General features: G+C 68.8%; 22 protein-coding genes and 2 pseudogenes. 9 read left to right on the top strand and 15 right to left on the bottom strand.

Annotated features, from left to right (window positions below; translation table 11 throughout):
• Positions 1-520, top strand: a pseudogene (locus FOZ70_RS38330) (NADH:flavin oxidoreductase); the annotation flags it as partial.
• A gap of 46 nt (positions 521-566) precedes the next feature.
• Here the strand turns inward: FOZ70_RS38330 and FOZ70_RS35075 are convergent.
• A complete protein-coding gene (locus FOZ70_RS35075; protein WP_059861260.1) occupies positions 567-1,694 on the bottom strand; it encodes a VOC family protein in 1,128 nt (375 codons plus the stop codon).
• Positions 1,695-2,049: 355 nt separating this feature from the next.
• On the opposite strand from FOZ70_RS35075, the gene shiA reads away from it, so the two are divergent.
• Both shiA and FOZ70_RS35065 read left to right on the top strand, forming a co-directional pair.
• On the top strand, positions 2,050-3,357 hold the full coding sequence (shiA, locus tag FOZ70_RS35070) for a shikimate transporter (protein ID WP_219707738.1): 1,308 nt from the start codon (positions 2,050-2,052) through the stop codon (positions 3,355-3,357).
• Between the two features lie 205 nt (positions 3,358-3,562).
• A complete protein-coding gene (locus FOZ70_RS35065) occupies positions 3,563-4,864 on the top strand; it encodes a UDP-N-acetylglucosamine 1-carboxyvinyltransferase (RefSeq protein WP_059591134.1) in 1,302 nt (433 codons plus the stop codon).
• Positions 4,865-4,974: 110 nt separating this feature from the next.
• Here the strand turns inward: FOZ70_RS35065 and FOZ70_RS35060 are convergent, their stop codons facing one another.
• Both FOZ70_RS35060 and FOZ70_RS35055 read right to left on the bottom strand, forming a co-directional pair.
• On the bottom strand, positions 4,975-5,586 hold the full coding sequence (locus tag FOZ70_RS35060; protein ID WP_059591136.1) for a hypothetical protein: 612 nt from the start codon (positions 5,584-5,586) through the stop codon (positions 4,975-4,977).
• A gap of 116 nt (positions 5,587-5,702) precedes the next feature.
• Complete coding sequence (locus FOZ70_RS35055; RefSeq protein WP_219707739.1) at positions 5,703-6,059, bottom strand: hypothetical protein; 357 nt, start codon at positions 6,057-6,059, stop codon at positions 5,703-5,705.
• On the opposite strand from FOZ70_RS35055, the gene FOZ70_RS35050 reads away from it, so the two are divergent.
• Positions 5,973-6,743 carry an IclR family transcriptional regulator C-terminal domain-containing protein gene (locus FOZ70_RS35050; RefSeq protein WP_060372116.1) on the top strand — a complete coding sequence of 257 codons (771 nt, stop codon included), beginning with the start codon at positions 5,973-5,975 and terminating at the stop codon, positions 6,741-6,743. The two genes, FOZ70_RS35055 and FOZ70_RS35050, sit on opposite strands and share 87 nt — an antisense overlap.
• 54 nt (positions 6,744-6,797) lie before the next feature.
• Here FOZ70_RS35050 and FOZ70_RS35045 read toward each other — a convergent pair whose 3' ends face one another.
• From FOZ70_RS35045 to FOZ70_RS35025, 5 genes are all read right to left on the bottom strand, one after another.
• Positions 6,798-9,098, bottom strand: a complete 2,301-nt coding sequence (locus FOZ70_RS35045; protein WP_219707737.1) for an ATP-dependent DNA helicase — start codon at positions 9,096-9,098, stop codon at positions 6,798-6,800.
• Positions 9,095-10,789 (bottom strand): VRR-NUC domain-containing protein, encoded by a 1,695-nt coding sequence (locus FOZ70_RS35040; RefSeq protein ID WP_060376100.1) that lies wholly within the window; start codon positions 10,787-10,789, stop codon positions 9,095-9,097. Before FOZ70_RS35040 ends, FOZ70_RS35045 begins: the two co-directional genes overlap by 4 nt.
• Before the next feature lie 96 nt (positions 10,790-10,885).
• On the bottom strand, positions 10,886-11,767 hold the full coding sequence (locus tag FOZ70_RS35035) for a MipA/OmpV family protein (RefSeq protein ID WP_060052661.1): 882 nt from the start codon (positions 11,765-11,767) through the stop codon (positions 10,886-10,888).
• Between the two features lie 201 nt (positions 11,768-11,968).
• On the bottom strand, positions 11,969-12,280 hold the full coding sequence (locus FOZ70_RS35030; RefSeq protein WP_042977308.1) for a hypothetical protein: 312 nt from the start codon (positions 12,278-12,280) through the stop codon (positions 11,969-11,971).
• 306 nt (positions 12,281-12,586) lie between these two features.
• Positions 12,587-12,886 (bottom strand): hypothetical protein, encoded by a 300-nt coding sequence (locus FOZ70_RS35025; RefSeq protein ID WP_059650711.1) that lies wholly within the window; start codon positions 12,884-12,886, stop codon positions 12,587-12,589.
• A gap of 141 nt (positions 12,887-13,027) precedes the next feature.
• On the opposite strand from FOZ70_RS35025, the gene FOZ70_RS35020 reads away from it, so the two are divergent.
• The 3 genes from FOZ70_RS35020 to FOZ70_RS35010 all read left to right on the top strand — a co-directional run bounded on the left by FOZ70_RS35020 (position 13,028) and on the right by FOZ70_RS35010 (position 14,634).
• Complete coding sequence (locus FOZ70_RS35020; RefSeq protein WP_060052662.1) at positions 13,028-13,276, top strand: hypothetical protein; 249 nt, start codon at positions 13,028-13,030, stop codon at positions 13,274-13,276.
• 362 nt (positions 13,277-13,638) lie between these two features.
• Positions 13,639-14,070 carry a CBS domain-containing protein gene (locus FOZ70_RS35015; protein ID WP_021162006.1) on the top strand — a complete coding sequence of 144 codons (432 nt, stop codon included), beginning with the start codon at positions 13,639-13,641 and terminating at the stop codon, positions 14,068-14,070.
• A 57-nt stretch (positions 14,071-14,127) separates the two neighbouring features.
• On the top strand, positions 14,128-14,634 hold the full coding sequence (locus FOZ70_RS35010) for a PRC-barrel domain-containing protein (RefSeq protein WP_219707736.1): 507 nt from the start codon (positions 14,128-14,130) through the stop codon (positions 14,632-14,634).
• A gap of 21 nt (positions 14,635-14,655) precedes the next feature.
• Here the strand turns inward: FOZ70_RS35010 and FOZ70_RS35005 are convergent, their stop codons facing one another.
• The 3 genes and pseudogenes from FOZ70_RS35005 to FOZ70_RS35000 form a co-directional block, all read right to left on the bottom strand.
• Positions 14,656-15,267 carry a DUF4142 domain-containing protein gene (locus tag FOZ70_RS35005; protein WP_219707735.1) on the bottom strand — a complete coding sequence of 204 codons (612 nt, stop codon included), beginning with the start codon at positions 15,265-15,267 and terminating at the stop codon, positions 14,656-14,658.
• A gap of 218 nt (positions 15,268-15,485) precedes the next feature.
• A pseudogene (locus FOZ70_RS38565) lies at positions 15,486-15,638 on the bottom strand (transporter); the annotation flags it as partial.
• A gap of 15 nt (positions 15,639-15,653) precedes the next feature.
• The gene (locus tag FOZ70_RS35000) at positions 15,654-17,645 is read right to left on the bottom strand and encodes an ATP-binding protein (RefSeq protein WP_219707734.1); all 1,992 of its coding nucleotides are present in this window, start codon (positions 17,643-17,645) and stop codon (positions 15,654-15,656) included.
• A gap of 381 nt (positions 17,646-18,026) precedes the next feature.
• Between FOZ70_RS35000 and FOZ70_RS34995 the strand changes: the two genes are divergently transcribed.
• A complete protein-coding gene (locus FOZ70_RS34995) occupies positions 18,027-19,064 on the top strand; it encodes a sigma-54 dependent transcriptional regulator (RefSeq protein ID WP_048023164.1) in 1,038 nt (345 codons plus the stop codon).
• Positions 19,065-19,122: 58 nt separating this feature from the next.
• Here the strand turns inward: FOZ70_RS34995 and FOZ70_RS34990 are convergent, their stop codons facing one another.
• Positions 19,123-20,922: a methyl-accepting chemotaxis protein gene (locus FOZ70_RS34990; RefSeq protein ID WP_021162001.1), complete on the bottom strand. Its 1,800-nt coding sequence runs from the start codon at positions 20,920-20,922 to the stop codon at positions 19,123-19,125.
• A gap of 355 nt (positions 20,923-21,277) precedes the next feature.
• On the bottom strand, positions 21,278-21,532 hold the full coding sequence (locus FOZ70_RS34985) for a DUF3562 domain-containing protein (RefSeq protein WP_048023016.1): 255 nt from the start codon (positions 21,530-21,532) through the stop codon (positions 21,278-21,280).
• A gap of 553 nt (positions 21,533-22,085) precedes the next feature.
• Here FOZ70_RS34985 and FOZ70_RS34980 point away from each other — a divergent pair.
• Positions 22,086-22,574: a hypothetical protein gene (locus FOZ70_RS34980; RefSeq protein ID WP_059623016.1), complete on the top strand. Its 489-nt coding sequence runs from the start codon at positions 22,086-22,088 to the stop codon at positions 22,572-22,574.
• Positions 22,575-23,124: 550 nt separating this feature from the next.
• On the opposite strand, the gene FOZ70_RS34975 is transcribed toward FOZ70_RS34980, so the two are convergent.
• Together FOZ70_RS34975 and FOZ70_RS34970 are read right to left on the bottom strand one after the other, a co-directional pair.
• Positions 23,125-24,060 carry a universal stress protein gene (locus FOZ70_RS34975; RefSeq protein WP_059484939.1) on the bottom strand — a complete coding sequence of 312 codons (936 nt, stop codon included), beginning with the start codon at positions 24,058-24,060 and terminating at the stop codon, positions 23,125-23,127.
• A gap of 209 nt (positions 24,061-24,269) precedes the next feature.
• Positions 24,270-25,652, bottom strand: a complete 1,383-nt coding sequence (locus tag FOZ70_RS34970; RefSeq protein ID WP_219707733.1) for an amino acid permease — start codon at positions 25,650-25,652, stop codon at positions 24,270-24,272.
• Positions 25,653-25,731: the final 79 nt, after the last annotated feature.

Genomic DNA, 25,731 nt, shown 5'->3' with positions numbered 1-25,731 from the left:
CGACGACGCATGCGAGATCGCGCGGCGGCTCGAAGCCGAAGGCGCGCACCTGCTCGTGCTCAGCGGCGGGATGAACGTCGAATCGGTGTGGCAGCTGTTCGGCAGCCCGTTGCCCGGCGACGCGCGCGCGAACGCCGACAACGCAATCGTGCGCGCGGCGATGGCGCTGCAGAAACTCACCGAGCCGAAGATGGGCGCGTTTCGCGAGATGTATTTCCTCGAGCACTCGAGGAAGGTGCGCGCGTCCGTCCGGATGCCGCTCGCTTACCTCGGCGGCGTACGTTCGCGCGGGAACGTCGAGCTGGCGATGCGCGAAGGGTTCGATGCGGTCGCGCTCGCCCGCGCGCTCGTGTTCGAGCCGGATTTCGTCAACGGACTGCGCGACGGCCGGCTCGCGCAGTCGGGCTGCACGTCGTGCAACCGTTGTGTCGTGTCGATGTACACGCCGGGCGGCACCGCGTGCGTGCTGCACGAGCCGAACGACCCCGCGCCGAACCGGGTGCCGGCCGCCGGCACGTGAGGCGCGACGCGGGACGCGGGACGCCCGATGCGGGCGCCGGCGCTGCTCAGCCGGCGTCGCGCGCGCGGGCGAGCGCCGCGAGATTGCCTTCGCCGAACCCGTGGTGCCCCTTGCGCTGCACGATTTCGAAGAAGATCTCGCCGGGCCGGCGCTTGACGAAAGTCTGGAAGAACAGCTTCGGCACGCCGTCGCCGCCGATCTCACCGTCGACCAGCACCGCGCGACGGCGCAGCGCGTCGAGATCGACACCGTGCCCCGGTAGCCGCGCGTCGACGTCATCGTAATAGCGGGCCGGCGGCTCGATGAATTCGACGCCGTTCGCCCGCAGCGCATCGACGCAGGACAGGATGTCGTCGGTCGCCAGCGCGACGTGCTGCACGCCCTCGCCCGGATGGTCGGGCAGATACGCGTGCATCAGCTCGGTGCGCCGCGTGCCTTCCTCGTAGACCGGAATCCGCACCGCGCCGCACGGCGACACCATCACACGCGATTCCTCCGACACATGCCAGTGCGCGTCGATTTCGTGGATCTCGCGAAAATGCAGCAGGTCGTGGTAGAAATCCAGCCACTCCCGCATGCGCCCCGCGCCGACGGTCTGCGTGAAATGATCGACCTGCTGCAGCCCGACGCCCACGCAGTCGAGATCGGTATGCGCGGTCGCGATGTCGATCGGCCGGAAATCGATGTCGAAGATCGAGATGTCGCCGACGCCGCCCCGCTGGCCGTCGCGCCCGCGCCAGCGGTCGACGAAATAGAGGTGCGAATCGCCGATGCCCTGGATCGCGGGGATCTTCAGCTCGCCGACCCCGACCTTCTCGCCTTCGAACGCCCACGCACCGAGCTCGATCGCCCGCTCGAACGCGCGCCGGGCACTGGCCACGCGCAGCCCGATCGCGCAGACACCCATCCCGTATTCCTCCGCGTAGCGCGCGGCGAACGAATCGGGCTCGGCGTTGATCAGGAAATGCATCTGACCTTGCCGGTAGAGCGTGACGTTCTTGCTGACATGCCGCGCGATCGCCTTGAACCCGAGCTGCTCGAAGCGCTGAGCGAGCGCCTCGGGCACGGGCGCCGCGAATTCGACGAATTCGAGGCCGGCCATCCCGAGCGGATTGGCAGCCGGATCGGCAACGGGCGGCGTATCGCTGGACAGGGGGTGGGAATTGCCGGGCATTCCAGTCTCCGGGGGCATGCGTTCGATGGGGATGGCGCCCGTCGCTGGCGGCAAGCGCGGCCAACGTGGCGACCGCATCCGCTCCGAACGGGCAAGTTCTCAATGCTGCAGATTTTAACCAGATCGTTCACGGCGGCACACCCTGGCCAAACGGGATATCGTCGCACCGCCTAGTGCAAACCCGAAAAGCGTTCGATAATCGGACGGACTTGTACGATAATCGCGCATCTTGTCCGATTGGCCAATTGCCGCCGTACGGCGCGCGCCCTATTCTCCGTTCACTCATCGACTTCAATGCAGCATCGGACGCGGCGCCGCCACGATTCCACGATGCGCCGTGCCAGGAGACACCGCCATGACCCCAACCTTCGACACCCTCGACGCCGCCGCCGGCGCCCGCGTCCGCAGCCAGGCCCGCAAGGCCGCGATCGGCAGCTTCGTCGGCGCCGTTGTCGACTGGTACGACTTCCTGCTGTACGGGATCGTCGCCGCGCTGGTATTCAATTCCGAGTTCTTCCCGAAAGTCAGCCCGACGATGGGCACGCTCGCGGCGTTCGCAACCTTCGGCGTCGGTTTCCTGTTCCGGCCGCTCGGCGGTGTCGTGTTCGGCCACTACGGCGACCGGCTCGGCCGCAAGCGGATGCTGGTCCTGACGGTGATGCTGATGGGGCTGTCGACGGTCGCGATCGGCCTGCTGCCGGCATTCTCGACGATCGGCTGGTGGGCACCCGTGCTGCTGGTGCTGATGCGCGCGATCCAGGGTTTCGCGGTCGGCGGCGAATGGGGCGGCGCGGCGCTGATGGCCGTCGAAAGCGCGCCGAAGCAAAAGAAGGCGTTCTACAGCAGCGGCGTGCAGGTCGGCTACGGCGTCGGCCTCGTGCTGGCCACGGGCATCGTGTCGATCCTGAGCCATACGCTCGGCGAGGCCGCGTTCAAGTCGTGGGGCTGGCGCCTGCCGTTCGTGTTCAGCATCGTGCTCGTGCTGATCGGGCTGTGGGTGCGCAAGAACATGGACGAATCGCAGGAGTTCGTCGAGAAGGTCGAACACGGCAACCGCAAGCTGCGCCTGCCGGTGCTGGAGGCGCTGACGCGCCATCCGAAGGCGTTCCTGCTGATCATTGCGCTGCGGCTCGCCGAGCTGTTCACGATGTACATCGTCACCGCGTTCGCGCTCAGCTATTCGACGACGAACCTCGGCATGTCGCGCGACCTGTTCCTGAACATCGGCCTGCTGGTGGGGGCGGTGAGCTGCGTGACGATCCCGTGTTTCGCGTGGTTGGCCGACCGCTACGGCCTGCGCCGCATCTACCTGATCGGCGCGCTGATCGGTGTCGCGTCCGCGGTGCCGTTCTTCCTCGCGCTGGAGGCGCGGTCGATCGCGTGGATCGTGATCTTCTCGATCCTGCTCGCGAACGCCGCGCACGACATGGTCGTGAGCGTCCAGCAGCCGCTGTTCACCGAGCTGTTCGGCGCCGAATACCGCTATAGCGGCGCGGGCGTCGGCTACCAGTTCGCGAGCGTGGTCGGCGGCGGGTTCACGCCGTTCATCGCGGTCGGCCTCGTCAGCGTGGCAGGCGGCTCGTGGCACCTCGTCGCCGGTTATCTCGCGGTGGGCTGCCTGATTTCGCTGATCGTCGCCGCGCGGATGCGGGCAGCGCAGTAACGACCCGATGGCCGGCCCCCAACGTGGCCGGCCATCACGCATCGCTCGATGGCGGCCGCCAACGGCGTCGCTCGTCGTGCGCGCGACGTCAAACACTGTCAGTTATACGCCCTGATTCCCCCTTTTCCCCTCTGAACATTCCACGCCGCCCGCCGACCAATGGCATCATATGGGCCTACGTCAGTCACCGATACGCCCCCATATCATGTCGAATCTCATCGTCCACGGCGGCACTCCGCTGCGCGGGGACATCAAGCCGTCCGCGAACAAGAACGCCGTCCTGCCGATTCTGTGCGCCACCCTGTTGACCGACCAGCCGTTGCGCCTCGTCGGCGTGCCGGACATCACCGACGTGCGCAAGATCCTCGACATCTTCCGCACGCTCGGCAGCGACGTGTCGGTCGACTTCACGACGGGCCTGCTCGAACTCCACCATCGCGACACGAAATTCGATCCGGCCGTCCATCGGCTGCCGGAAGCGATGCGTTCGTCGATCATGCTGATTCCGCCGCTGCTCGCGCGCTTCGGCGTCGCGCGCCTCGAGAACGACGTGAAGGGCTGCACGCTCGGCGTGCGCGAGATCGATCCGCACGTCGAGGTGTTCGAACGTTTCGGCGCGCACATCGAGCGCACGCCCGATTCGCTGATCGTCCGTACCGATGGCCCGCTGACGGCCAACGATCACTGGCTCGACTACGCGTCGGTGACGACCACCGAAAACTTCGCGCTGTGCGCGACGACCGCGAACGGCACGTCCACGCTGATGAACGCCGCGTCCGAGCCGCACGTGCAGGAGTTCTGCCAGTTCCTCGCGATGATCGGCGTCGCGATCGAGGGGATCGGCACATCGCGGCTCTGCGTGACGGGCGGCGGCAAGCTCGGCGGCGGCGAGTTCCGCTTCGCCGAGGATTTCCACGAAATCGCGACGTTCCTCGCGCTCGGCGCGATCACCGGCGGCGACATCACGGTACGCAACTCGTCGCCCGAACACTTCCCGCTGATCGACCGCACGTTCGCGAAGTTCGGCGTCAACGTCACGCACCGCGACGGCTGGTCCCGCGCGGAACGCGACGGCCCGCTGCGCGTGCGCCGGCCGTTCACGCAGAACATCCTCACCAAGGTCGAAGCCGCGCCGTGGCCGTACCTGCCGGTCGACCTGCTGCCGATCTTCATCGCACTCGGCGTGCGCGCGGAAGGCAGCGCGATGTTCTGGAACAAGGTCTACGACGGTGCGCTCGGCTGGTCCGGCGAACTGTCGAAGTTCGGCGCGCACGTGCTGCTGTCCGATCCGCACCGGCTGATCACGTTCGGCGGGTTGCAACTGACGCCGGCCCGCGTCGAGAGCCCGTACATCATCCGCGTCGCGATCGCGCTGCTGATGGTGGCCGCGAGCATCGAAGGCCGCTCGGAAATCATGAATGCGCTGCCGATTCGCCGCGCGCATCCGCATTTCGTCGAGAACCTGCGCTCGGTCGGCGCGAACGTCGAATGGACGAGCAGCGAGTAAGACGCTGAAGGTACGGCGTACGCCACACGAGCGCCGTACCGCCACCCGCACCCGGTTGGCGGCTGTGTCAGCCGCCTTCTCCCGTCTCTCTCCCGCCGCCCGCTCCCCCGTTACTCGCCGCCCCCGCAATCGGCATCGCCGGCGCCCATGTGGTCGAACCCGTAGAGCATCACGGCCGTCGTCCCGCGCGCCGGGTTGCTCGGGCGCTTCGCCAGGCTTTCGTCGAGCGGGGACGACGGATACTGGACACTCGTGTCCATCAGGTTGCCCGGCGCCGAGCGCAACTCCGCGTCGGTCAGCTGGCGCGCTTCCGCGCGCGGCAGCCCGAACGCCTTGCGCACGTCCGCTTCGTTCCAGGTTCCCTTGAGCGTGACGGTGACCATCTGCAGATCGCCGTGCTCCCAGTCCAGTTCGACCTTCGTCGCGAGCGGATGCACGCTGGCCGCGAGCCGGTCGGGGAACACCGGGCCTTCGTAGTAGGCCTTCGTGTTTCCGCACGCATCGCCGGTATTCCGGTACTTCTTCAGCGCGCAATTGAAGCGCTTGTCACGGTAGCCGAAGGTTGTTTCGACGTAACAGCCGAATTTCGGCGACGTCATGCGCGGCCACGCACGCACGTCGACGGACGGCTTCGGGAGGAGCGTGCCGGACGAGGGATTCGCCGCGGCAAGCAGCGGCACGGCCGCGACGAGCACGGCCAACACGGATTCGCGAATTTTCATTGTTGTGGTCCAGTTGAGCCGGCGATTCTAGCGCGCCTTCGCCAGCGAGATCGTCCCGGCAATGCCGCGGAGCAGCGGCAAGGCCCGCGGCATGTCTTCCACACAGGTCGCGCATGTCAGCGCCGATCCGGTAGCTCTGCGTATCGCCGAGCGCCATGTACAGCCTGTACGCGCTCATGATCGGGGCCGATCTTCGGCGAATACGCGGTTTCCTGCCCCTTCACGCCACCGCCGAGGTCGATCGGCGTCACGCGCTCGATCACGGCCAAAATCGAAATCGTCGACTCGATCGACGCCTTCAGGTTGGCGATCGCCTCCGGTGAATTTCGCGCGATAATCGCCCACTCACGCGCGATTACCGCGCACCGAGACGCCACCTTCCGACGATGAAAAAGCCCGAACTCGACCGACGCGACTGGATTGCCGGCCTCGAAAAAGGCCTGGCGATCCTCGAGGCTTTCGACAGCCAGCACGCGCGCATGACGCCCACCCAGGCCGCCGCGCGCACCGGTCTCACGCGCACGGCCGCGCGGCGCTATCTGCTGACGCTCGAATCGCTCGGCTACGTGTACACCGACGGCAAGCTGTACGGCCTCACCCCGCGCGTGCTGCGGGTCGGCTGGTCGTACTTCGATTCGGCGCGCCTGCCGCGCACCGTCCAGCCCTATCTGCAGCAACTGAGCGCGTCGCTGAACGAATCGGCGTATGTGAGCGTGCTCGACGGATGGGAACTCGTGTTCATCGCGCGCAACGGCGTGTCGCGCGTGATGACGACCGGCTTCGTGCTCGGCGCGCGCGTGCCGGCACCGCTCACGTCGCCGGGCGTCGTGCTGCTCGCCCACCATCCCGATCGCGAAGCCGTGCGCGCATGGCTCGACGACACCGAACTGCCGCCGTTCACGCCGCACACGGTCACCAACAAGGCGCGCCTGCTCGAACAGGTCGACCAGGCACGCGACGCCGGTTTCGCGGCGATCGAACAGCAATTGCAGGTCGGCGTGCGCGGGATCGCGGTGCCGCTGAAGAACCGTCACGGCGAAGTGGTCGCCGCGCTGAGCACGAACATGCCGATCGGCGCGGAGACGACCGACGCGGCCGTGCGGCGCGTGCTGCCGCATCTGCAGGAAACCGCGCTCGCGATGCTCAACGTGCTGTAGCGACGTGCCGGCACGGAAAAGCCGCGCGCCGGCGCACGCAACGTCGCGCCCCCGTCACTTGATCCGCCACCACCGCGGCAGCAGATCGCGCACCTCCCGCCGCCGGTAGCGGTCGTCGATCAGATGCACGACGCCTTCGTCGTGCTCGGTGCGGATCACGCGCCCGGCCGCCTGCACGACCTTCTGCAAGCCCGGATACAGGTACATGTAGTCGTAGCCGTTGCCGAAGCGCGCGTCCATCGCACGCCGCATCTGCTCGTTGACGTCGTTGACCTGCGGCAGCCCGAGCGTCGCGATGAACGCGCCGATCAGCCGCTCACCGACCAGGTCCACGCCTTCCGAGAACGCCCCGCCCAGCACCGCGAAGCCGACGCCGCGCCCGCCCGCGTCGAAGCGCGCGAGAAACGCGTCGCGCTCGCCTTCCGTCATGCCGGGCGCCTGCGCCCAGACGGGCACGTCCGGGTGCCGTGCCTGCATCAGCGCGACCACGCGCCCCAGATAGTCGAAGCTGCTCAGGAACCCGAGGTAGTTGCCGGGCCGCGTCGCGTATTGCGCGGCGATCAGGTCCACGATCGGTTCGAGCGACCGGTCGCGGTCGCGCCAGCGGGTCGACACGTGGCTCGCGACGCGCACCGTCAGCTGCTCGGCGCGGAACGGCCCGTCGACGTCGAGCCAGCCCGTGTCGCCGGGCAACCCGAGCGTGTCGCGGTAGAAATGAAACGGACTCAGCGTGCCCGAGAAAAGGACGGTCGCGCACGCGGCTTCGTAGCGCGGCGCGAGAAAGCCGGCCGGAATCACGTTGCGCACGCAGAGCGTCGACTGGACGCGGCGCCGGCGGCCGGCCGACGCAACGCCGTCGAGCGCCGGCTGGCGCGGCATCGGTTCGCCGTGCAGCGTCGCGTCGAAGATCGACGCGCTGTCGAACGCTTCGGCAAGCACGCCGAACTGGATCGCCTCGAAATGAAACCGCAGCAGCGCGTCGCCGTTCGCGCGCGGCGCGTCGGCCAGGTGCTCGCCGACCGCCGCGACGAGGTTCTGCAACGCCGACACGATCGGGCCCGGTATCTCCGGATACGCGGCATAACGCTCGGCCTGCGCGCGATTGACCGTGCCCCACGCGCGGGCAAGCCGGTCGAAGGCCTTGCGCAGCGCGGCGGGTGCGGCCTCGCGCGCGGCCGCGAATGCGAACGGATCGAGCGATGCGCTGTACATCTTGCGCGCACGATCGAGCAGGTTGTGCGCTTCGTCGACGAGCACGCCGACGCGCCACTGGTTCTGCTGCGCGAGCGTGTGCAGCATCGCGCTGCCGTCGTAGTAGTAGTTGTAGTCGCCGATCACCATGTCGGACCAGCGCGCGAGTTCCTGCGACAGGTAATACGGGCAGACGTCGTGCGCGAGCGCGGCCGCGCGCACGGTGTCGCGGTCGAGCAGCCCGGCCTCGATCGCCGCGTCGCGCGCGGCCGGCAGCCGGTCGTAGAAACCCTTCGCGAGCGGGCACGACTCGCCGTGGCACGCACTGTCGGGATGCTCGCACGCCTTGTCGCGCGCAACGAGTTCCAGCACGCGCAGCGGCAGCGCGGGCGTGCCGGCGCCGAGCGTCGCCGCCGCTTCGAGCGCGAGCGCGCGGCCGGGCGTTTTCGCGGTCAGGAAGTACACGTGGTCGAGCTCGCCCTCGCCGCAGGCCTTCAGCAGCGGAAACACGGTGCCGAGCGTCTTGCCGATGCCGGTCGGCGCCTGCGCCATCAGGCAACGATCGTCGCGGGCCGCGCGATAGACGGCCACTGCCAGCTCGCGCTGGCCGCTGCGGAACTGCCCGTGCGGAAACGCGAGCGAGCGCAGCGCCGCGTCACGCGCCGCGCGGTGCGCCGTCTCGCGTTCGGCCCAGCCGACGAAGCAGGCGCACTGCTCGGCGAAGAACGCCGCGAGCTCTGCCGCCCCCAGCGTTTGCGTCAGCACCGTCTCGCGCTCGGACACGATGTCGAAATAGACGAGCGCGACGTCGATTTCCGGGAGGTCGCGCGCGTCGCACATCAGGTGCGCGTAGACCTTCGCCTGCGCCCAGTGCAGTGCGCGGTGGTTGGCCGGCATCGCGTCGAGGCTGCCGCGGAAGGTCTTGATTTCCTCGAGGCGGTTCGCCACCGGATCGTAACCGTCCGCGCGGCCGCGCACGGTGAGCGTGCCCCACGTGCCCGTCAGCGCGATCTCGGTTTCGTAGCGCGCGCCGCGGTTCGACGTGACCGCGCCGTGGCCGGCGATGCCTTCGAGCGCGGTGGGCGCTGGCGTGAAGCGCAGGTCGAGATCGCCGCGCCGCGCGGTGAACTCGCACATCGCCCGCACCGCGACGACGTAGCTCATGCGGACAGGCCCGCCGCCTCGACGGGCGCGACGTCCGCGCCGGCCCATTCGACATCGATCACGCGCACCGGAATGCCGTGCGCGACGCAGTATGCGAGCCAGCGCGTCTGGTTGTCCTGCAGGCGGTCGCCGGGGCCCTTCACCTCGACGAGTTCGTAGCGGCGCTCGCCGGGCCAGAAGCGGACGAGATCGGGCAGCCCCGAACGGTTGCTGCGGATATCCGCGAGCAGGCGCGTGAACCACAATCGCAGGTGTTCCGGCGGCAGGCACGCAAGCGCCTCGTCGAGCAGTGCGTCGCTCAGCACGCCCCAGAACACGAACGGGGATTGCAGCCCCGCCTTCGTCACGAAGTGCCGGCGAATCGTCTCTCGATAAGCGCCCGAATCGAGTTGCGCGAAGCACGCGGCGAATGCATCCGCGCGGCGCGCGGCGAAATCGGGCGCGTGCAGGTCGGCCGGGCCGCGCTGGAACGGATGGAAGAACGCGCCGGGTACCGCGGCGAACACGGGTTCCCAGCAAAGCAGCCCGAACAGCGAATTGATCAGCGTGTTTTCGACGTAATGAACCGGCGAAGCCGGTAGCGCCAGATGGTCGCGCACCGCGAATTCGACACTGACGAACGCATCGGGGCGCGCGAGCACGAGCGTTTCGCGCGGCACGTCCGCCGCCGGGGCCGCCCGTTCGACGCGCTGGCCGAGCCGGCGCTGCAGGCGCGGCAGCATGCGCTCGACACGCTGGCGCTCCTCGTCGCTCTCGAAACCGCCGCGCGCCTCGAGCGCCAGCGCGAGCGCATCGTCGTCACGCCCGCAGCGTTCGAGCACGCGGATGCGCCGATGGCGGCTGCCCGGCCAGGCGCTGCGCACATACGCGTCGAGCGCGCCGGCCCAGTCCGCCCGGCGCTCGCACGTCTGCCCGAGGGCGAACAGCAGCTTCGCGCGACGCGTCGCGAGCCAGGGCTGCGCGCAGCCGACCGCATCGATCGCGCGCACCAGGTCGTCGAACGGCAGATCGTCGGGCCAAGCGTCGAGCGCATCGCGGCACGTCTGCAGCGCGAGATACGCGTCGACGTCGCCGCGCTGCTGGAACGCGCGCGACGACGGCGCGATCGGTACGCTTTCGTACTGGAACACGCCGAGATCGGCGAGCACGAATTCGCTCCAGTCCTGGTGGAGATTGCCGAAGAACATCAGGCGCAGCCGGTCGCACAGCGCGCCGACCGTCACGCGCAGCACGCGGTCATCGGCCTGCGCGCACCACGCTTCGAGCGGTTGCGCAACGTCGTGCGCGGGCCGCAGCCGTTCGAGCCACTCGGGCTTGCGCTCGCCCGCATGCGTGGCGAGTGCCGGGAAGATACGCAGCAGATCGGCCTTGGTCGACAGCGCGAACAGTTCGTCGAGCGTCAGCGCGGGGGCCGGATCGACCCAGCCGAGTTCGACGAGCGGTGCGGCCGCGTCGAGCGCGCAGCCGATTTCGTCGTACACGAGCTTGCTCGCGCGGAAATCGGACCCGTTGCGCATCAGCATCCGGACGAGCAGCGCGCGCGACGCCTGCGGCAGCGCGGCGAACTGCCGGACGAACGCGTGCTCGTGCGCATCGAACAGGTCGTCGTAACGCGCGCCGAGCCAGGCCAGCGCGCGTTCGAAATTGGTCAGGTAGTAAAACGCCGGGGGCGTCGGCGAAGCAGGCGTCACGGGGATCGATCACTGTACATTTGTACAGGTCGGAATCATATCAAATGTGACGGGAAATGCCGCTGCCCCGATCGCCTCTCTGCTGCCCGGCCGTGCTCAGAACTGGTAGTTCACCGACATGTCGAACACGCCGTTGGTCGACTGCTGCGTGATCGGGCTGCGCGCGGCGCGGCCGACGAGCTGCTCGATCGCGCCGTCGATCGTGATGAACCAGTGCTTGTTCACGAACCAGGCCATGGTCACGCCCGCACCGTACGACTTGATCCCGGCCCCCGACGAATACGCCGGCAGCCCCGAACGCGCGGCGGCTCCCTGGTTCACGCCGAACCAGCTGTTCATGTAGCGCGAATCGGCGAACGACACGGTCGGCCCCGCGAACCAGAAGAAATGCTCGTTGCTGCCCGGCAGCGGCATGTACGCGGAGAAATCGCCGACCCAGCCGTTCGAGCCGCCGATGCTGCGCCGGATATCCGCGCGCAGCACGAGCGGAAACTCCTTCGAGATCACGTAATCGGCCGCCAGTTTCATCACCGGCGCCGCGTTGATGTTGTCGAGGCCGTTCAGGTGCTGGATATCGTCGGCCGAACGGCGCCCGAGGTCGTAACCGACGGACAGGCTCACGCGCCAGTTCGGCCCGCGCAGCACGTTCGCGCCGAGCCCCTCGCCCGTCGACAGGAAGAACAGGTCGCGATAGCGGATGTCGAGGTTCGGGCCGCCCATCACGCGATAGCGGTCGGAGCCCGCATAGCGCGGCTGCAGCGTCATCGCGGCGCCCACGCTGATATTCCACGTGGAAATGTTCGGCTCGAACAGTTTTTCGAGCGGCACACCCGCCGAGTATTGCCACTCGCCGAGCGGCGAAGGCGTCTGGGCCGACGCATCGCGGGTGCCGGCCGCGGCAAGCGCCGCACATGCCGACAGGCCGGAAACGAACCGGCGTGCGCCGGGTGACAGCAACAGGCGAGCAACTGTGGCCAAGGTGGTCTCCGTCGGTTGCGTGAAACGAACCTGAGGGAAAGCGCATCGCGCCTCTTCGGCCGCAGCGGCTGCCAGGCTGCGGCGCGAACGTAGCGTGTGCTGAATTAACGGACATCCTACGCGACGCGCACGCAGACGCAAAGCGCCCGCTGCACGCGGGCACTTTGCCCCGCGCGGGGATAGCGGCGAAGCAGGGATGGATCAGAATCGTTCGACGTGATAGTCGCCCGCCAGCGCGGCCGGGCTGCGTGACGACATCATCCGCGAGAAGCCGTCGGCGAGCCGACCGAGCGCCAGCTGCTTCTGGCTCGCATCCCAGTGCGTATAGGTGTCGTACGCGGCATCGTCGAACGACACGGTGACGGCAACCGGGCGCCCGCTGGCGCGAAAGCCGATCTGCAGCACGCCGCCCGGCAGTTCCTCGATGTGATAGCGCAGCGAACGCGATTCGAAATAGCGGCCCAGCACCTGAGCGATCGCGCGCTTGTCTGGCGATTGCACGTGAATGTCCATGACGGTCCTCCTTTTCAAGGTTCGCGCGGCCGGTCGCGGCGCACCGCTTCCGCCCGGCATCCGCATCGGCGGCGGGTTCGACGGCGGGTCGCCCTGCGGCAGCCCGTCAGGCACCGGCGGGTCGACCGGATCGTCGTGTCCGGGCGGCGGCGGGTCCGGGTCGACGTCGGGAGTCGTCGGCTCGGGGCGGTGCAGAATGGATGGTGTCTTCATGTCGCTCCTGCGCGGCGGCGTGCGCATTTCGATGGCGCGGCGAGCGCGCAAGCAGCATGCCTGCTGTCGCGCCGCGCCCGTCGGCGGCTTCGCTCAGTCGTCGTAGGCCGCCATCACCAGCCACATCGTGCGTCCTTCCGCGGTCAGCCGCACCGCGAGCGCGTACGGGTCGGACGGCGCGCATTGCCCGACGAGCGCCCGCTGCGCGCGCGCCGGGCCGTCGTAGACGGTACGGTTCAGTTCGCGCACCTCGTCCTTGCCGTCGAACATGCGCCGCTCGGGCCGGTAGACCAGCGATTCGCGTTTCCACGTGTCGAAGCGCTCGCGCACGTGACCGAAATCGCCGCCGCATACGTTCGCGTCGTAACGTATCCTTTCCCTGGATGCATCCATCACGTTGTCCTCTCGTTCCTGCCGACGGCGCGTGCCGCGTGGCCGCACCCCGTCCGCCGCCCCCGGCGCGCAAGCGCCGTACCGCCGATGCACGACGGGCACGGCGCTTGCGCCTTCAATCGTCATCAAGGAGGTTCGACCATGACCGTTCACGCCCCCGGCCGCCACCACGCCGTGCCACTGGCTGCCGGACTGCTCTGGCTCGCCACGTCGCGCCCGCCGTCGAAAGACAAGACGGAGGAGCGCATCGACGAGGGACTCGAGGAGACGTTTCCGGCCAGCGACCCGCCCGCCGTTGGCGGCGCGACCCGTATCGATCCTGCCAGGCCGTCCGGCGAGCACGAACGCCGCGCGCCGCACGTTCCTTCCCCGCCCCGCGATCACGGCTGACGGCGGCACCCGGCTCGCACTGCGCGGCGGCGCAGCGGCGCGCCGGAGCAATCCGGAGTTGATCTGATGAAACGCCTTGAACGCAGATGGCATGAAATCAGCGGCGCCGCCGGCGTCGCGGCGCTGGCGGCAATCGAAAGCGCAGTGGTGCTCGCGATCGTCGCGATGACGGGCATCGGCCACTGACACCTGTACGGCCCGTTCGCGGCTTGCGCCGTGGAAGATGTACAAGCGGGCTGGCAAATTTCTCCGTCGCAGGGCCGTCGAGGCCCGGAGTGTGTCCCGGCGTGTGCCCCGGCATGTGAGTTACGCGCGCGGCACGCCATCTGCTTGCACATCGTCCCGCTCACGAAGGAGGCTTCATGTATCGCGTCACCGAGATCATGTCGCGCGACGTGGTGTGCGTCGCGCCGACCGACACGATTCGCCACGCGGCCGAGCTGATGCGGCGCTTCGATATCGGCGTACTGCCCGTTTGCGACGGCGACGAACTCGTCGCGATCGTGACCGACCGCGACCTTGCGGTGCGCGGGCTGTCGCACGGCCATTCGTTCGATACGCCGGTGCAGGCGGTTGCGTCCATGCCCGTGCAATGGTGCGTCGAGGACGACGGTGTCGGCGACGTCCAGCAGCGGATGGCCGACGTGCAGCTGCATCGATTGCCGGTACTCGACCGTCACCGGCGGCTGGTCGGCATGGTGTCGCTCGGCGACATCGCGACGCGCGCGGGCGGCCCCGAGCGCGACGAACTGGCCAATACGCTCGAGGACGTGTCGCTGCCGCGCCGGCGCTGACCGGCGCCGTTCATATCGGCGACCCGCCCGGGTGCCGCTTCGACCAGGAGGTGTTCGATGACAACCGACAGACCGTCGCGCGACGACACGCGCATCGTCGGCAACGACCGCCGCACGGCCGGCGGCGGGCCGGGGCCCGACGTGATGGCCGCCCGCACGCTCGAAGGCGATCGCGTGCTGACGATGGACGGCGACGACATCGGCCAGATCGACGACATCATGCTCGACGTGCGTTCCGGCCGCATCGCGTATGCGGTCGTTTCGTCACGCAGCCAGCCGGGAATCGGCGACAAGCTGCTCGCGGTGCCGTGGAACGTACTCGTGCTCGACGTCGAGCGCCAATGCTTCGTGCTGCCCGTGGCCACCGAACGGGTGCGCGAAGCCCCCGGCTTCGACAGGAATCGCTGGCCGGCAATGGCCGATCCGGACTGGGCCGAGGCGCTGCACGCATACTACGGCAGTTCGCCGTACTGGCTCCTCGAGGAAGGCGAAACGGCGCTCGACTCGCCGCCGTACGAGGCGTCGCCGGAAGGTCCGGAAGGTACGAAAGGCGGCAAGCGGTAACGCGATCGTCGGTCACGCCGGTCAGTGCGCGGCCGCCACCGTCCGTTCGAGTTGCCGGGCGGCCGCCAGATGCGCGTTGAGCATCGGCAGCGTGTTGGCCGCGAACGCGCGAAGCTGCGGATCGCGGCCGTTCCGTGCCTCCGCTTCGTAGAGACGGATCGCCGCTTCATGCGCGCGCGGGCCCGCCAGCGCGACATAGGCCGTGTCGAACGCGCGCCCTTCCCTGGTTCTCAATGCCGTGACGGCCGGATCGACGAGCATCCGCGACTGCACCGGCAGGCCCTTGGCCGCCCCGAGTTGCTGCAATTCGCCGGCGATGCGTCGGTGATCGTCGACCATCCGGCGCGCGAACGCCTTCACGTCCGGGTTCGACGAGCGGTCGAGCGCGAGCTGGCTGGCCTGCCGCTCCACCTTGCCGATCATGCCGGCCTTGTCGACGAACTCGGCATCGATACCGGTCGGCCGCTGCGTCATGCCGACCTCGTCGGCCGTCGTGCCAGGGCGGATCACGCCGGGCCCGACCTGCGCCGACGAAGCGGGCGACGCCTGGGCCGGCGGGAACGCGGCGGCCAGCAGGCCGGCGGCCGCGGCCAGCACGGTCGCCGCCGGCCGGCGGGTTCGGTTCGCTTTCATCGCGACCTCCGTGTGTCTCGACGGAACGCGCCGGTCACGCGGGTTCCCGTCACGCCGGGCGCCGCTCCGCGCAGTGTTGCGCCAACCCGAGCGTCGAAAAACGGCCGGCAATGATGGTGTCCATGTCGATCCCTCCTGCCCGGCAAAGTACCGGGTCGGGTCGGGCCGCGCGCACGCGGCGCGCGACCGGCCCGGTGCTTTGCCGGTGCGTCACGTTGCTTCCGGCGGATCTGCCGCCTGTCGAGTACGCCGCTCACGCCGCCGACGTCGTGCACGACGCAGACCGCGATCGCGCGCCGCCGTTCGTCGGATACGCTGCCCGTCAGTTCGGCCACACGATGGCGAACCTGCACGTCGATAGCGCCGGATGCCCCGGCTACCTGCCGCTACCGGTCACGCGGGTTCCGATCGTGCCCGGCATCCGGCGCGACATCGGCGATCACGCTCGCCAGCGTCGGCATGTCCACCGGCTTGCACAGATACGCGTCGAAACCGGCGGCCATCACGCGGTGCCGGTCGGCATTGCCGGCGTGCGCCGTGACCGCGACGACGGGCAGACGCCCGCTGCCACCCGGCAAATGACGGATGCGGTCGAGCAGCCAGAAACCGTCGCCGTCCGCCATCGCGAGATCCGACAGCACGACGTTCGGCGCATCCTGTTCCACCACTTCGAGTGCGTCGTGCCCCGATTGCGCGGTCGACACCTGCGCGCCCATCGTTTCGAGTGCCGCGGCGAGGCTCGCGCGCGAGGTCGCGTCGTCGTCGACGACGAGCACGCGCCGGCCGTCGAGCGCCACCGTATCCGGCGTGCCGGCCGCGTGCAGCAGGTCCTCGGCAGGATCGTCGGCATCCCACCGGGCCGGCAGCGTGACCGTGACGGTCGTCCCGCGCCCGGTGCCCGCACTCGTCGCGACGACCTCGCCGCCGTGCAGTTGCGCGATGTTGCGCACGATCGACAGGCCGAGCCCGAGGCCGCGCCTCGGCGATGCGAATGCGCGTTCGGGCCGGCTGAACGTCTCGAACAGGTGTGGCAGGTATTCCGGCGCAATGCCCTGGCCCGTGTCGGCGACCGACAGCCGCACGCGCTCGCCGGCCCGGGTCAGCGACACGACGACGCGGCCGCCGGACGGCGTGAACTTGATCGCGTTCGACAGCAGGTTCGACAGGATCTGGCGCACGCGCTCGCGATCCGCCGGAATCACGCAGGTCGCCATTTCGTATTTCGTCGACAGGTCGAGCCCGTTCGCCTGCGCCGTCGCGTCGAGTTCCCGCATGGCATCGCGCACGATCAGCACGAGATCGACCGGCACGCGCTCGAGGCGCAATCGGCCCGTCGCCAGCGACGACGCGTCGAGCAGGTCGGCCACCATGTGCGACAGCGATCGCGCGCTGCGGTCGATCGCGTCGACCGCCTGTTGCGCGAGCCCTTCGCCGTCGACGTTGCGCAGGACCTCGACCCAGCCGTAGATCACGTTCAGCGGCGTGCGCAGTTCGTGCGACACCGTGGCGAGCAGTTCGTCCTTCAGCCGGTTCGACGCGTCCGCCTGTGCGCGTGCGTCGCGTGCGCCGCGCAGCGAGCGCATGTTGCGTCGCTCGCCGCGACGCCGTTCGTGCGCGTCGCGCAGCGTCATCGACAGCCCCGTGCAGTCGCCCCGCGCATCGACGATCGGCGACGCGGCGAAAGTCGCGCGAAAGCGGCCGCCGTCGCGTCGCACGCACAGCACGTCGAGCGGACCGACCGGCGCACGCAGCGTCGCGAACGATCCGGGCAGCGGATGCCGCCGCAACCAGCGCGGCGCGATCAGTTCGGCGACGTCGAGCCCGATGGCCTGCGCCGCATCGATGCCGAAGATCTGTCGCGCGGCCGGGTTCCAGCTCGTGATCCGGTGTGCGGTATCGACGCCGACGATCGCGTCGGGCGACGCGTCGACCACCCGGCGCAGCAGGACGTCGTCGGGTACGGGCACGCGCGCGGCCGGCGAAGGCTCGCCATGCGGCTCGCGGGCACCGGCGTCGCCATCGTCATGGATTTCGCGGAGACGATCGCTCGCGAGCAGCGGCTTCACGGCCATCACGAGCACGCACTCGACGAAGCTGATCGCGACGAACGCGCCGGCTTGCTCGAGCAGCGTGGCCAGCGGCGCATTGCGCCACCAGAGCGCGCAGATCACGGCCACACTCGCGGCGGCCGCGACCAGGCCGCCGCCGAACGACGCCAGCCATGCGACGGCCGCAACGCCTGCATAAAAAGGCAGCGGCGCAAATGGCGCGTGCTCGCCGACGACGCGAACCGTCCACGCCTGCAGCGCGGACGCCAGCCCGACGGCCAGCACGACCCATGCACCCTGCCGTAACAGCTCACGGGTCAGGGTCCTCATTGCATCCTTGCCTCGCGCCGGCTCCCGTCGCACGGCGTCATGCCGCTTGTCGACCGACCTGCCGTCGAGCGTGCCGGGCGAGCCTGATGGCACCCGCAAGCGACATGCCCGATGCGTGTTTCAGGCGCCCGGCCGGCGCGAGCCGGCCGGGCTGCTCCGAAGGCCGCGGCCGGGCGGGCGCCGGCCGGTATCGGGGTACGCATCGACACACGGCGTGGCGACCGTCTTTTTCATCGGAGCCCTGTAAAAAAGCACCGATGTGCCCCTGGATCCCGGAAGTACCGCGATTCGTGCCGCGAATCGATGGCCTGTTTCTTCCGCCGCCGCTACACACATTGGAAATTTCTATTCCGTGGCACCTTCGTGGTCGTTTCGCTGTCGATGATAAATATTGCAATCAACGGAACGGGTGATGCCGATTTTCAAAACGACCCGCTAATGCCGATGGGAGATACCGCAAACCGTTCGAAGCAGCGTGCAGACGGCCGCCGTTTGTCGGGCCGCTCGTCCGCGATGCGCACGCTGCTCGGCCGCATCGAAAAAATTGCGCCGACCCGCGCCAGCGTGATGATTGCCGGCGAAAGCGGGGTCGGCAAGGATATCGTCGCGCGCCGGCTGCACGATCTCAGTGCCCGGCGGGACGGCCCGTTCGTGCCCGTGAACTGCGGCGCGATTCCGCCCGATATCGCGGAATCGCAATTGTTCGGGCACGAAAAGGGCAGCTTTACCGGCGCGATCGCGCAGCGGGAGGGTTTCTTCGAAGCCGCGCGCGGCGGCACGCTGCTGCTCGACGAGATCGCGGAAATGCCCGCGTCGCTGCAGGTGAAGCTGCTGCGGGCGCTCGAATCGAATGCGATCGTCCGGGTGGGCGGCACCGAGCCGATTCCGCTCGACGTGCGCATCGTGTCGGCCACGCGCCACAACCCGGCCGAAGCCGTGCGCGACGGCCGGCTGCGCGAGGACCTGTTCTATCGCCTCGCCGCGTTCGCGCTGTACGTGCCGCCGCTGCGCCAGCGCGACAGCGACGTCGAGACGATCGCGCTGGAGTTCGTCGACACGCTCAACGCACGGCACCACGCGCACAAGCGGCTGACCGACGCAGCGATCGCGGCACTGCGCGCGTATTCGTGGCCCGGCAACGTGCGCGAGCTGCACAACACGATCGAGCGCGCGTACATCCTGTCGGACGAAGGCATCGACGTCACGCTGCCGAAGCCGGCGGTGCCGCCCGAGCGTCTGTCGGAGGACACGATGGCGCTGCCGCTCGGCGCGACGCTGCACCATGCGCAGCAGCGCTTCATCGCAGCGACGCTGCGCCACTTCGACGGCAACAAGCCGCGCGCCGCGAAAGCACTCGGCATCAGCCTGAAAACGCTCTACAACCGGCTCGCGCTGATGCGCGACAACGGCCGCTCCTGAGCGGCGCGGCCGTATCGCCCGCGCACCGCATGCCGCGGCTGCGCGTGGCGCAACATGATTACGCGACCTTGAACCGCCCGACCGTGGTCGCGAGCGCGTTCGCCTGCGACTGCAGCGCGGTCGCGGCGGCGGTCGACTGTTCGACGAGCGCCGCGTTCTGCTGCACCATTTCGTCGAGCTGCGTCACGGCGCGATTCACTTCCTGGATGCCGCGCGTCTGCTCGTTCGCCGCGTGCGTGATCTCGGAGATGATCGTCGTCACGTTCGCCACGTTGGAGACGATCTCGCGCATCGTATCGCCGGCCTGACGCACCTGCCCGGACCCGGCCGACACGCTCGCGACCGTCGATTCGACCAGCACCTTCACTTCGCGTGCGGCCTGCGCGCTGCGCTGCGCGAGGCTGCGCACTTCCTGGGCGACCACCGCGAAGCCACGGCCCTGCTCGCCCGCGCGTGCCGCTTCGACGGCCGCGTTCAGCGCGAGGATGTTGGTCTGGAACGCGATCCCGTCGATCACGCCGATGATGTCGCCGATCCGGCCCGACGCTTCCTCGATCTTCTCCATCGTCGCGACGACGTCCGACACCACCACACCGCCGTGCGACGCGATCCGCGATGCGGCTGCCGCGCGTTCGTCGGCCTGGCCGGCGGCCGCCGCCGACTGGCCGACGGTCGCGGTGATCTCTTCCATCGACGCGGCCGTTTCCTCGAGGCTCGCCGCCGCCGATTCCGTGCGCGACGACAGGTCCTGGTTGCCCGCCGCGATCTCGTTCGCGGCCGTGCGCACCGATTCGCTCGCATCGCGGATCTCGCGCATCACGTCGTTCAGCTTGTCGACGAAGCTGTTGAACGAGCGTGCGATGTCGGCTACTTCGTCACGGCCGTCGGCCGGCAGGCGCTGCGTCAGGTCGCCGGCGCCCGAGCCGATCGCGGCCATCGCCTGGCGCACTTGCGACAGGCGGCGGAACGCGGTCGCGGTGATCGCGCCGATGATCAGCGACGCGACGCCGACGATCACGAGCAGCGTGATCAGCGAAGCGGTCAGCAGCGAGCGCATCCCGGCCGTCGCCTCGTTCTTGTCGAGCAGCACCAGCGCGTACCAGTCGGTACCCGGCACGGGGCGCGCGCGCACCAGCTTCGCGTCGCCGCCGACGCTCACCTCGACCGGCGCCGTCGCGGCCGCGATCGTCGCGCCGTTCGTCGCGCCGAGTTCGGGCGACACGTCGGCGACCGGCTTCAGCGTGAGCTTCGGGTCCGGGTGCGCGACCACGTGGCCGCTGCTGTCGATCAACATCCCGAAGCTCGCGGGCGTCGGGTGGATCGACTTGACGTTCGCGATCACGGTGTCCATCGCGACGTCGGCGGCGACGACGCCCTTCAGCGTACCGTCGCGCAGGATCGGCACCGCGAACGTGACGACGAGGTTGCCCGTGCCGGCATCGACGTAAGGCGGCGTGACGACCGGCTTGCCGGCCTGCGCGGCCTGCTTGTACCACGGGCGGCCGGTCGGATCGTAGTCGGGCGGGATGCCGGTCGGGTCGGAGAAGTGGAACGCCTTGTCCGCGTAGCCCGCATAGACGTTCGTGAAGCCGCCGGCCGTGGCCATCTGCTTGAACACCGGCAGCGGATCGGGCGTCAGCGCAGCATCCTGCAGCGACGCGATCATCCGGCTTCGGGTGGCGACCCAGTCGGCGATCCCGACCACGTGTCCGCTTGCGACGGAGGTCAGGTTGCGGTCGATCGCGTCGTCGTTGTACGAGCGCGCGATGAAGTAGTTGATGAGCGTGGTGGCGACGAGCGCGAATACGACGATGGCGACGCACGCGGCGAGGATGCGGGCGCGGATGGACGAGAACATGGCAACGACTCGGTAAGGGAGCGCGAACGCCCGGTGGACGAATTCACCGGGTAAACGGCAATCGCGCCGCTTACTTGAGGCTGCTGTGACAATTCCGTGAAACGTCTGATGAAACGCAATGCCGATCGTCAGCGGATCGTCGGCGAATCGTCAGGATGAGTGCGCCGTCCTGCGCCGCGCGCGCACGCCGCCGGGACGCAACGACGGCACCTGCGAGCGCGGGCAGAAGGCGTCGAAAAGGAGGTCGAGACAGGCCGGTGCTCGGTCGACGGATGCATGCGTGTCGATTGGAGCCCGGCCGTGGCGCGGCGACGGATCGCGCCGCGCCCGCGCCACCAGTCGCGGCGCGCGTCCGTTACAGGCGGTGGCCCGGACGTGGGTCGGCTTCCGCGGGCGGCCCGTCGGCCCGCGTGTCGTTGGCGAGTTCGTCCTGCCTGCGCATCCGTTCGCGCAGGTGCCGGATCGCGAACACGTGGATGTAATCGTGCACCCGCGCGTCGGACGACAATGCGCGCACTTCGTCGTCGAGCATCGCACGCAACTGATCCGCGCCGATCGCGCGCTGCCTGGCGGCTTCCTTGAGTGAATCGAGCAAATTGTCCTTGGACATCGACGGACTCCTGACAGTCGAGGAACGAAAAGAGGAAGGTACTGGAAGCTTAAAGACTGAACGGCCGCGCGGCGTGCGATGCGCCGGCACGTGTTTGCGCGCGATCAACGGCACGTTGCGTGCCGCCGTGCCGATTCGTCCCCGAACCGGCCGCGCAAGATTCGCGGCGCAAGCGGCCCGCGAACGAAACTGGAAACCTGCCACGCCACCCCGGGGCGCGGCACCGGCGGCGGGCGAACGATGGGACGCTGCTCCACGCCGATGCATTGGCGAACTTAGACCGGCCGAAATCATGCGTCAAGCGCGCTCCGCCACGCACCTGCCATTCGTCGGAACGAACGGGCCGGATCGTCGCCTGGACGGCCGATCCGGCGCCCCGCGTGTCAGCGGATTCCGATACGCGTCGCGCAATCCCTGACAGCGACTTCAGCGCACGCTGCTTGGCAGGGTACTGGCGCCCCACGATACTGGTGACATGGACGAAACGTTCATACAGGTCATCGCTCAGCCGGCCGTCGAGCCGGCATGCGGGGCCTGGCGCAGGAGACCAACCATGGCACATCGCAACTTACCGGGCCGGGACGGCCAACGGCGCGCGTCGGGCAACACGCGCGCCCAGGCCGCCCGGGCCGTGCCGACCGGCAACCGTCCGTCGAGCAACACACGCGCCCTGCCCGCCCAGGCCGTGCCGGCCGGCAACCGTCCGTCGGACGATATCGACACCTTGCTTGCGCTTGCTCGCGAAGCCGGGTTGCTCGTCACGCTCGACGGGCAGATCGGCCGAGAGAAGTACCAGAGCGTCGCGGGCTCGGTTCTCGCGCTGCAACGGTTCGCCGCGGCACTGTGCGCACGGGCCGCACCCGACGCGCCGGCCGCGGTCGAGGCACGCCGCAAGGCGCGCCCCGGCTGGCCCCATGCAAACCGCCTGCGCAACCGTACATGCGGCATATGCGCGCCGCTGCACATTGCGCGCCAGCGCCCGCGGGTACGCCGCGGCGCAGGCCGGCGACACGACTTGCGGTCGATGCTTCGCACCGGCTGAGCGGGCAAGCGGCCGGCACGGCACGGAGCCGTGCAATGGCTGCTCACCGCGCAACGTCGGCAGCGCCTGCCGCACGCCGTGCCTTTACGACGACGGCGCGGCGCCGGTGAGCCTGCCGCGACCTTGCCGATCCGCATCGGCGCCACCGCGCGCCGTCACGCATCACCACGCGCCGTTCCACACGGTCGCAATGACAACGATTCCTGCGGGGAATGCACTTCAGACGGGGCCAACGACAACACCAATGCGGAAAGCGGACGGGGTGACATGCACCCCGCCCGTCCTCCAAGGCAGCCGACGGCTGCCTACCCTCGTGCCAGAGAGTTCTCGGCCGGATGACGCGCCGTGCATCGCACGTCGCGGCTCCGGAAAATGATGTGACGCCTGTGAACGCACCGTCGATCACGACCTTCGCCGCTCGCGCGGCTGCGCGGTACATGCACGACAGACCGGCCGCGTGGCCGGTTGTTCCGTCAATGTCTCACGCGATACTTGCGCCATTTCTGATGCAGATCAAACCAGGCCGGTTTCGGTCTCGACGCCGCGCGATTTACTCGGTACCGCGCACGAGCAGCACGGGCACCTGGGCGAGATGCGCCACGCGACGCGCGACGCTGCCGATCAGCCAGGCGGCGATGCCGCGCCGGCCGTGCGTGCCGACCACCAGCAGTTCGGCACGCCAGTGCACGGCGTCGCGCATCAGTGCGTGGGCCACGTCGTCGCTGGTCGGGCGGGTTTCGACGATACTGCGCTTGGTCGGGTTCCCGGTCGCATGGAACAGCGGGCCGATCTTCGCGAGTGCATCCTCGCCCTCCGCGCGATAGGCATCCTCGAGCGCGCGCACCGGCACGATATCCGTCAGACGAACCGCGCGATCGATCACGTATGCCGCGTACAGCAACGTTGTCGGCGTCGCGAAGCCGAGCCCGACGCGCACCGCGTGCAGCGACGGCTCGCTGCCGTCGACCGCGAACATCAGTCGCTGCAGGCCGCCATTCGACGGCAGCGCATAGGTGGCCGGCACGATCAGCAGCGCGCAGCGCGCGCGTGTCGTCAGCGTGTCCGACATCGCGCCTTCGACGAGCCGCAGCAGCCCGTGATGCGGATTCGCGCCGACTATCAGCACGTCCGCGCGCCATTCCGATGTGTCGTTCACCAGTGCATCGGCCACCGAGCCGCCCGTCACCGACGTATCGACGATGGCCTGCTCGACCTCGATCCCGCTATCGGCGAACAGCGCGGCGATCCGCTCGTTGACGGCTTGCGCTTCGCGCATCATGTCCTCGCGCGCGGACGTCAGCAGCGCGTCGATGCGCGGGATGTCGGGCAATACGAGGCGGGGGTTGTCGATTGCGCAGACGATGCGCAATCGCATGCCGGGACGCAGCAACGTGCGCGCATAGCGTGCGGCGGACAGCGATTCGGGCGTCGGATCGACGGCCAGCGCGATCCGCGCAAGCGTCGGGATGGGCTGGGCAGGCTGCATGGCGAAGGCCTCCGTGCGTGCGCGTCGTCGCGGAACGACGACGGGAGCTTCGCGCGGAAGCGGCGCGCGGCGGCCGGATGGTCGCCACGGTCGCGGGGATCGGCGGGGTGCCACGCGAAGCGCGGACAAGCGATGCGTTCAGCATAGAACGTCCGGCCCGCGCGCGCATGATCGCGATCAAGGGTCGCGCGGGCCCCTGCCCGCGCCGCTTACGACTTCGTCGGCACCGATGCCACCGGACGCTTCGCGTAGAACAGCGCATACGCGATGCCGAGCAGCACGATCCAGACCGGCCCGATCACGAGCGCGACGCGCGTGTCGGGCGTGAACGCCATCAGCACGACGACCAGCACGAGAAAACCCAGTGCGACGAACGAACCGAGCGGATAGAACGGCACGCGGATCGGCAGGCGCGCGATCCTGTCGGCCGACAGCGTGCGGCGAAAGCGCATCTGTGCGATCAGGATCACGCACCACGTCCAGATCGCGCCGAACGTCGACACCGACGTGAGCCACGTGAACACGTGCTGCGGCGCGAGATAGTTGAGCAGCACGCCGATCAGCAGCAGCGCGACCGAGACGATCACGCCGTACACCGGCACGCCGTTGCGGTTGACCTTGCCGAGCTTGCCCGGTGCCTGGCCTTGCTGCGCGAGGTTGTAGAGCATCCGCGCGGTGCTGAACAGGCCGCTGTTGCACGACGACAGCGCCGCGGTCAGCACGACGAAGTTGATGATGCCGGCGGCAGCCGGGATGCCGAGCCGCGAGAACGTCATCACGAACGGGCTGCCCTGCGTGCCGATCTGGTCCCACGGATAGAGCGACATGATCACGAACAGCGCGCCGATGTAGAAAATCAGCACGCGCCAGAACACCGAGTTCACGGCCTTCGTCAGCGACTTCTCCGGGTTGCGCGCCTCGCCTGCCGTGAGACCGAGCATCTCGACGCCCAGATACGCGAACATCACGATCGGCAGCGCGGCGATCACGCCGTTGATGCCGTTCGGCATGAAACCGCCGTGCGCCCACAGGTTCGACAGGCCGATCGCGACACCGCCGTTGCCGATGCCGAACGCGATCATCAACCCGCCGCCGATGATCATCAGCACGATCGTGACGATCTTGATCAGCGCGAACCAGAACTCGAATTCACCGTACAGCTTGACCGCGATGAAGTTCACCGAGCCCATCGCCACGAGCGCCGCGAGCGCCCAGATCCAGTTCGGCACGGAGGGGAACCACATGTGCATGTAGACGCCGACCGCGGTGATTTCCGCCATGCAGGTGACGATCCACACGAACCAGTAGGTCCAGCCGGTCAGGTAGCCGGCCAGCGGCCCGAGGTAGTCGCGCGCGTAGCGGCTGAACGCGCCGGCGACGGGATTGGCGATCGCCATCTCGCCGAGTGCGCGCATGATCAGGAAAATCGCGATGCCGCCCAGCAGGTAGGTCAGCAGGATGGCCGGGCCGGCGACGCGGATCGCGGTGGCCGAGCCGAGGAACAGGCCGACGCCGATCGTCGCGCCGAGCGCCATCAGGTTGATGTGCCGCTCTTCCAGCCCGCGGTGCAACTGGTCTTCTGGTTGTTTCAAGTCCGTCTCCTGGCAGCCGTGAACGGGCCGCCGTCATTGTCGATATCAATGCGCGACCGTTCATGCCGAACCTGGCATG

Source organism: Burkholderia sp. COPS (assembly GCF_019425585.1).
GTDB classification, from domain to species: domain Bacteria; phylum Pseudomonadota; class Gammaproteobacteria; order Burkholderiales; family Burkholderiaceae; genus Burkholderia; species Burkholderia cepacia.
The sequence above is the reverse complement of the archived record's forward strand: the minus strand, read 5'-3'. Positions and strand labels throughout refer to the sequence as shown.

What these genes read in the sequence shown, in the direction of transcription:
- FOZ70_RS35075 (WP_059861260.1), bottom strand. Translation starts at nt 1,694, where the DNA reads ATGCCCGGCAATTCCCACCCCCTGTCCAGCGATACGCCGCCCGTTGCC.
- shiA (WP_219707738.1), top strand. Translation starts at nt 2,050, where the DNA reads ATGACCCCAACCTTCGACACCCTCGACGCCGCCGCCGGCGCCCGCGTC.
- FOZ70_RS35065 (WP_059591134.1), top strand. Translation starts at nt 3,563, where the DNA reads ATGTCGAATCTCATCGTCCACGGCGGCACTCCGCTGCGCGGGGACATC.
- FOZ70_RS35060 (WP_059591136.1), bottom strand. Translation starts at nt 5,586, where the DNA reads ATGAAAATTCGCGAATCCGTGTTGGCCGTGCTCGTCGCGGCCGTGCCG.
- FOZ70_RS35050 (WP_060372116.1), top strand. Translation starts at nt 5,973, where the DNA reads ATGAAAAAGCCCGAACTCGACCGACGCGACTGGATTGCCGGCCTCGAA.
- FOZ70_RS35045 (WP_219707737.1), bottom strand. Translation starts at nt 9,098, where the DNA reads ATGAGCTACGTCGTCGCGGTGCGGGCGATGTGCGAGTTCACCGCGCGG.
- FOZ70_RS35030 (WP_042977308.1), bottom strand. Translation starts at nt 12,280, where the DNA reads ATGGACATTCACGTGCAATCGCCAGACAAGCGCGCGATCGCTCAGGTG.
- FOZ70_RS35025 (WP_059650711.1), bottom strand. Translation starts at nt 12,886, where the DNA reads ATGGATGCATCCAGGGAAAGGATACGTTACGACGCGAACGTATGCGGC.
- FOZ70_RS35020 (WP_060052662.1), top strand. Translation starts at nt 13,028, where the DNA reads ATGACCGTTCACGCCCCCGGCCGCCACCACGCCGTGCCACTGGCTGCC.
- FOZ70_RS35015 (WP_021162006.1), top strand. Translation starts at nt 13,639, where the DNA reads ATGTATCGCGTCACCGAGATCATGTCGCGCGACGTGGTGTGCGTCGCG.
- FOZ70_RS35010 (WP_219707736.1), top strand. Translation starts at nt 14,128, where the DNA reads ATGACAACCGACAGACCGTCGCGCGACGACACGCGCATCGTCGGCAAC.
- FOZ70_RS35005 (WP_219707735.1), bottom strand. Translation starts at nt 15,267, where the DNA reads ATGAAAGCGAACCGAACCCGCCGGCCGGCGGCGACCGTGCTGGCCGCG.
- FOZ70_RS35000 (WP_219707734.1), bottom strand. Translation starts at nt 17,645, where the DNA reads ATGAGGACCCTGACCCGTGAGCTGTTACGGCAGGGTGCATGGGTCGTG.
- FOZ70_RS34995 (WP_048023164.1), top strand. Translation starts at nt 18,027, where the DNA reads ATGATAAATATTGCAATCAACGGAACGGGTGATGCCGATTTTCAAAAC.
- FOZ70_RS34990 (WP_021162001.1), bottom strand. Translation starts at nt 20,922, where the DNA reads ATGTTCTCGTCCATCCGCGCCCGCATCCTCGCCGCGTGCGTCGCCATC.
- FOZ70_RS34985 (WP_048023016.1), bottom strand. Translation starts at nt 21,532, where the DNA reads ATGTCCAAGGACAATTTGCTCGATTCACTCAAGGAAGCCGCCAGGCAG.
- FOZ70_RS34980 (WP_059623016.1), top strand. Translation starts at nt 22,086, where the DNA reads ATGGCACATCGCAACTTACCGGGCCGGGACGGCCAACGGCGCGCGTCG.
- FOZ70_RS34975 (WP_059484939.1), bottom strand. Translation starts at nt 24,060, where the DNA reads ATGCAGCCTGCCCAGCCCATCCCGACGCTTGCGCGGATCGCGCTGGCC.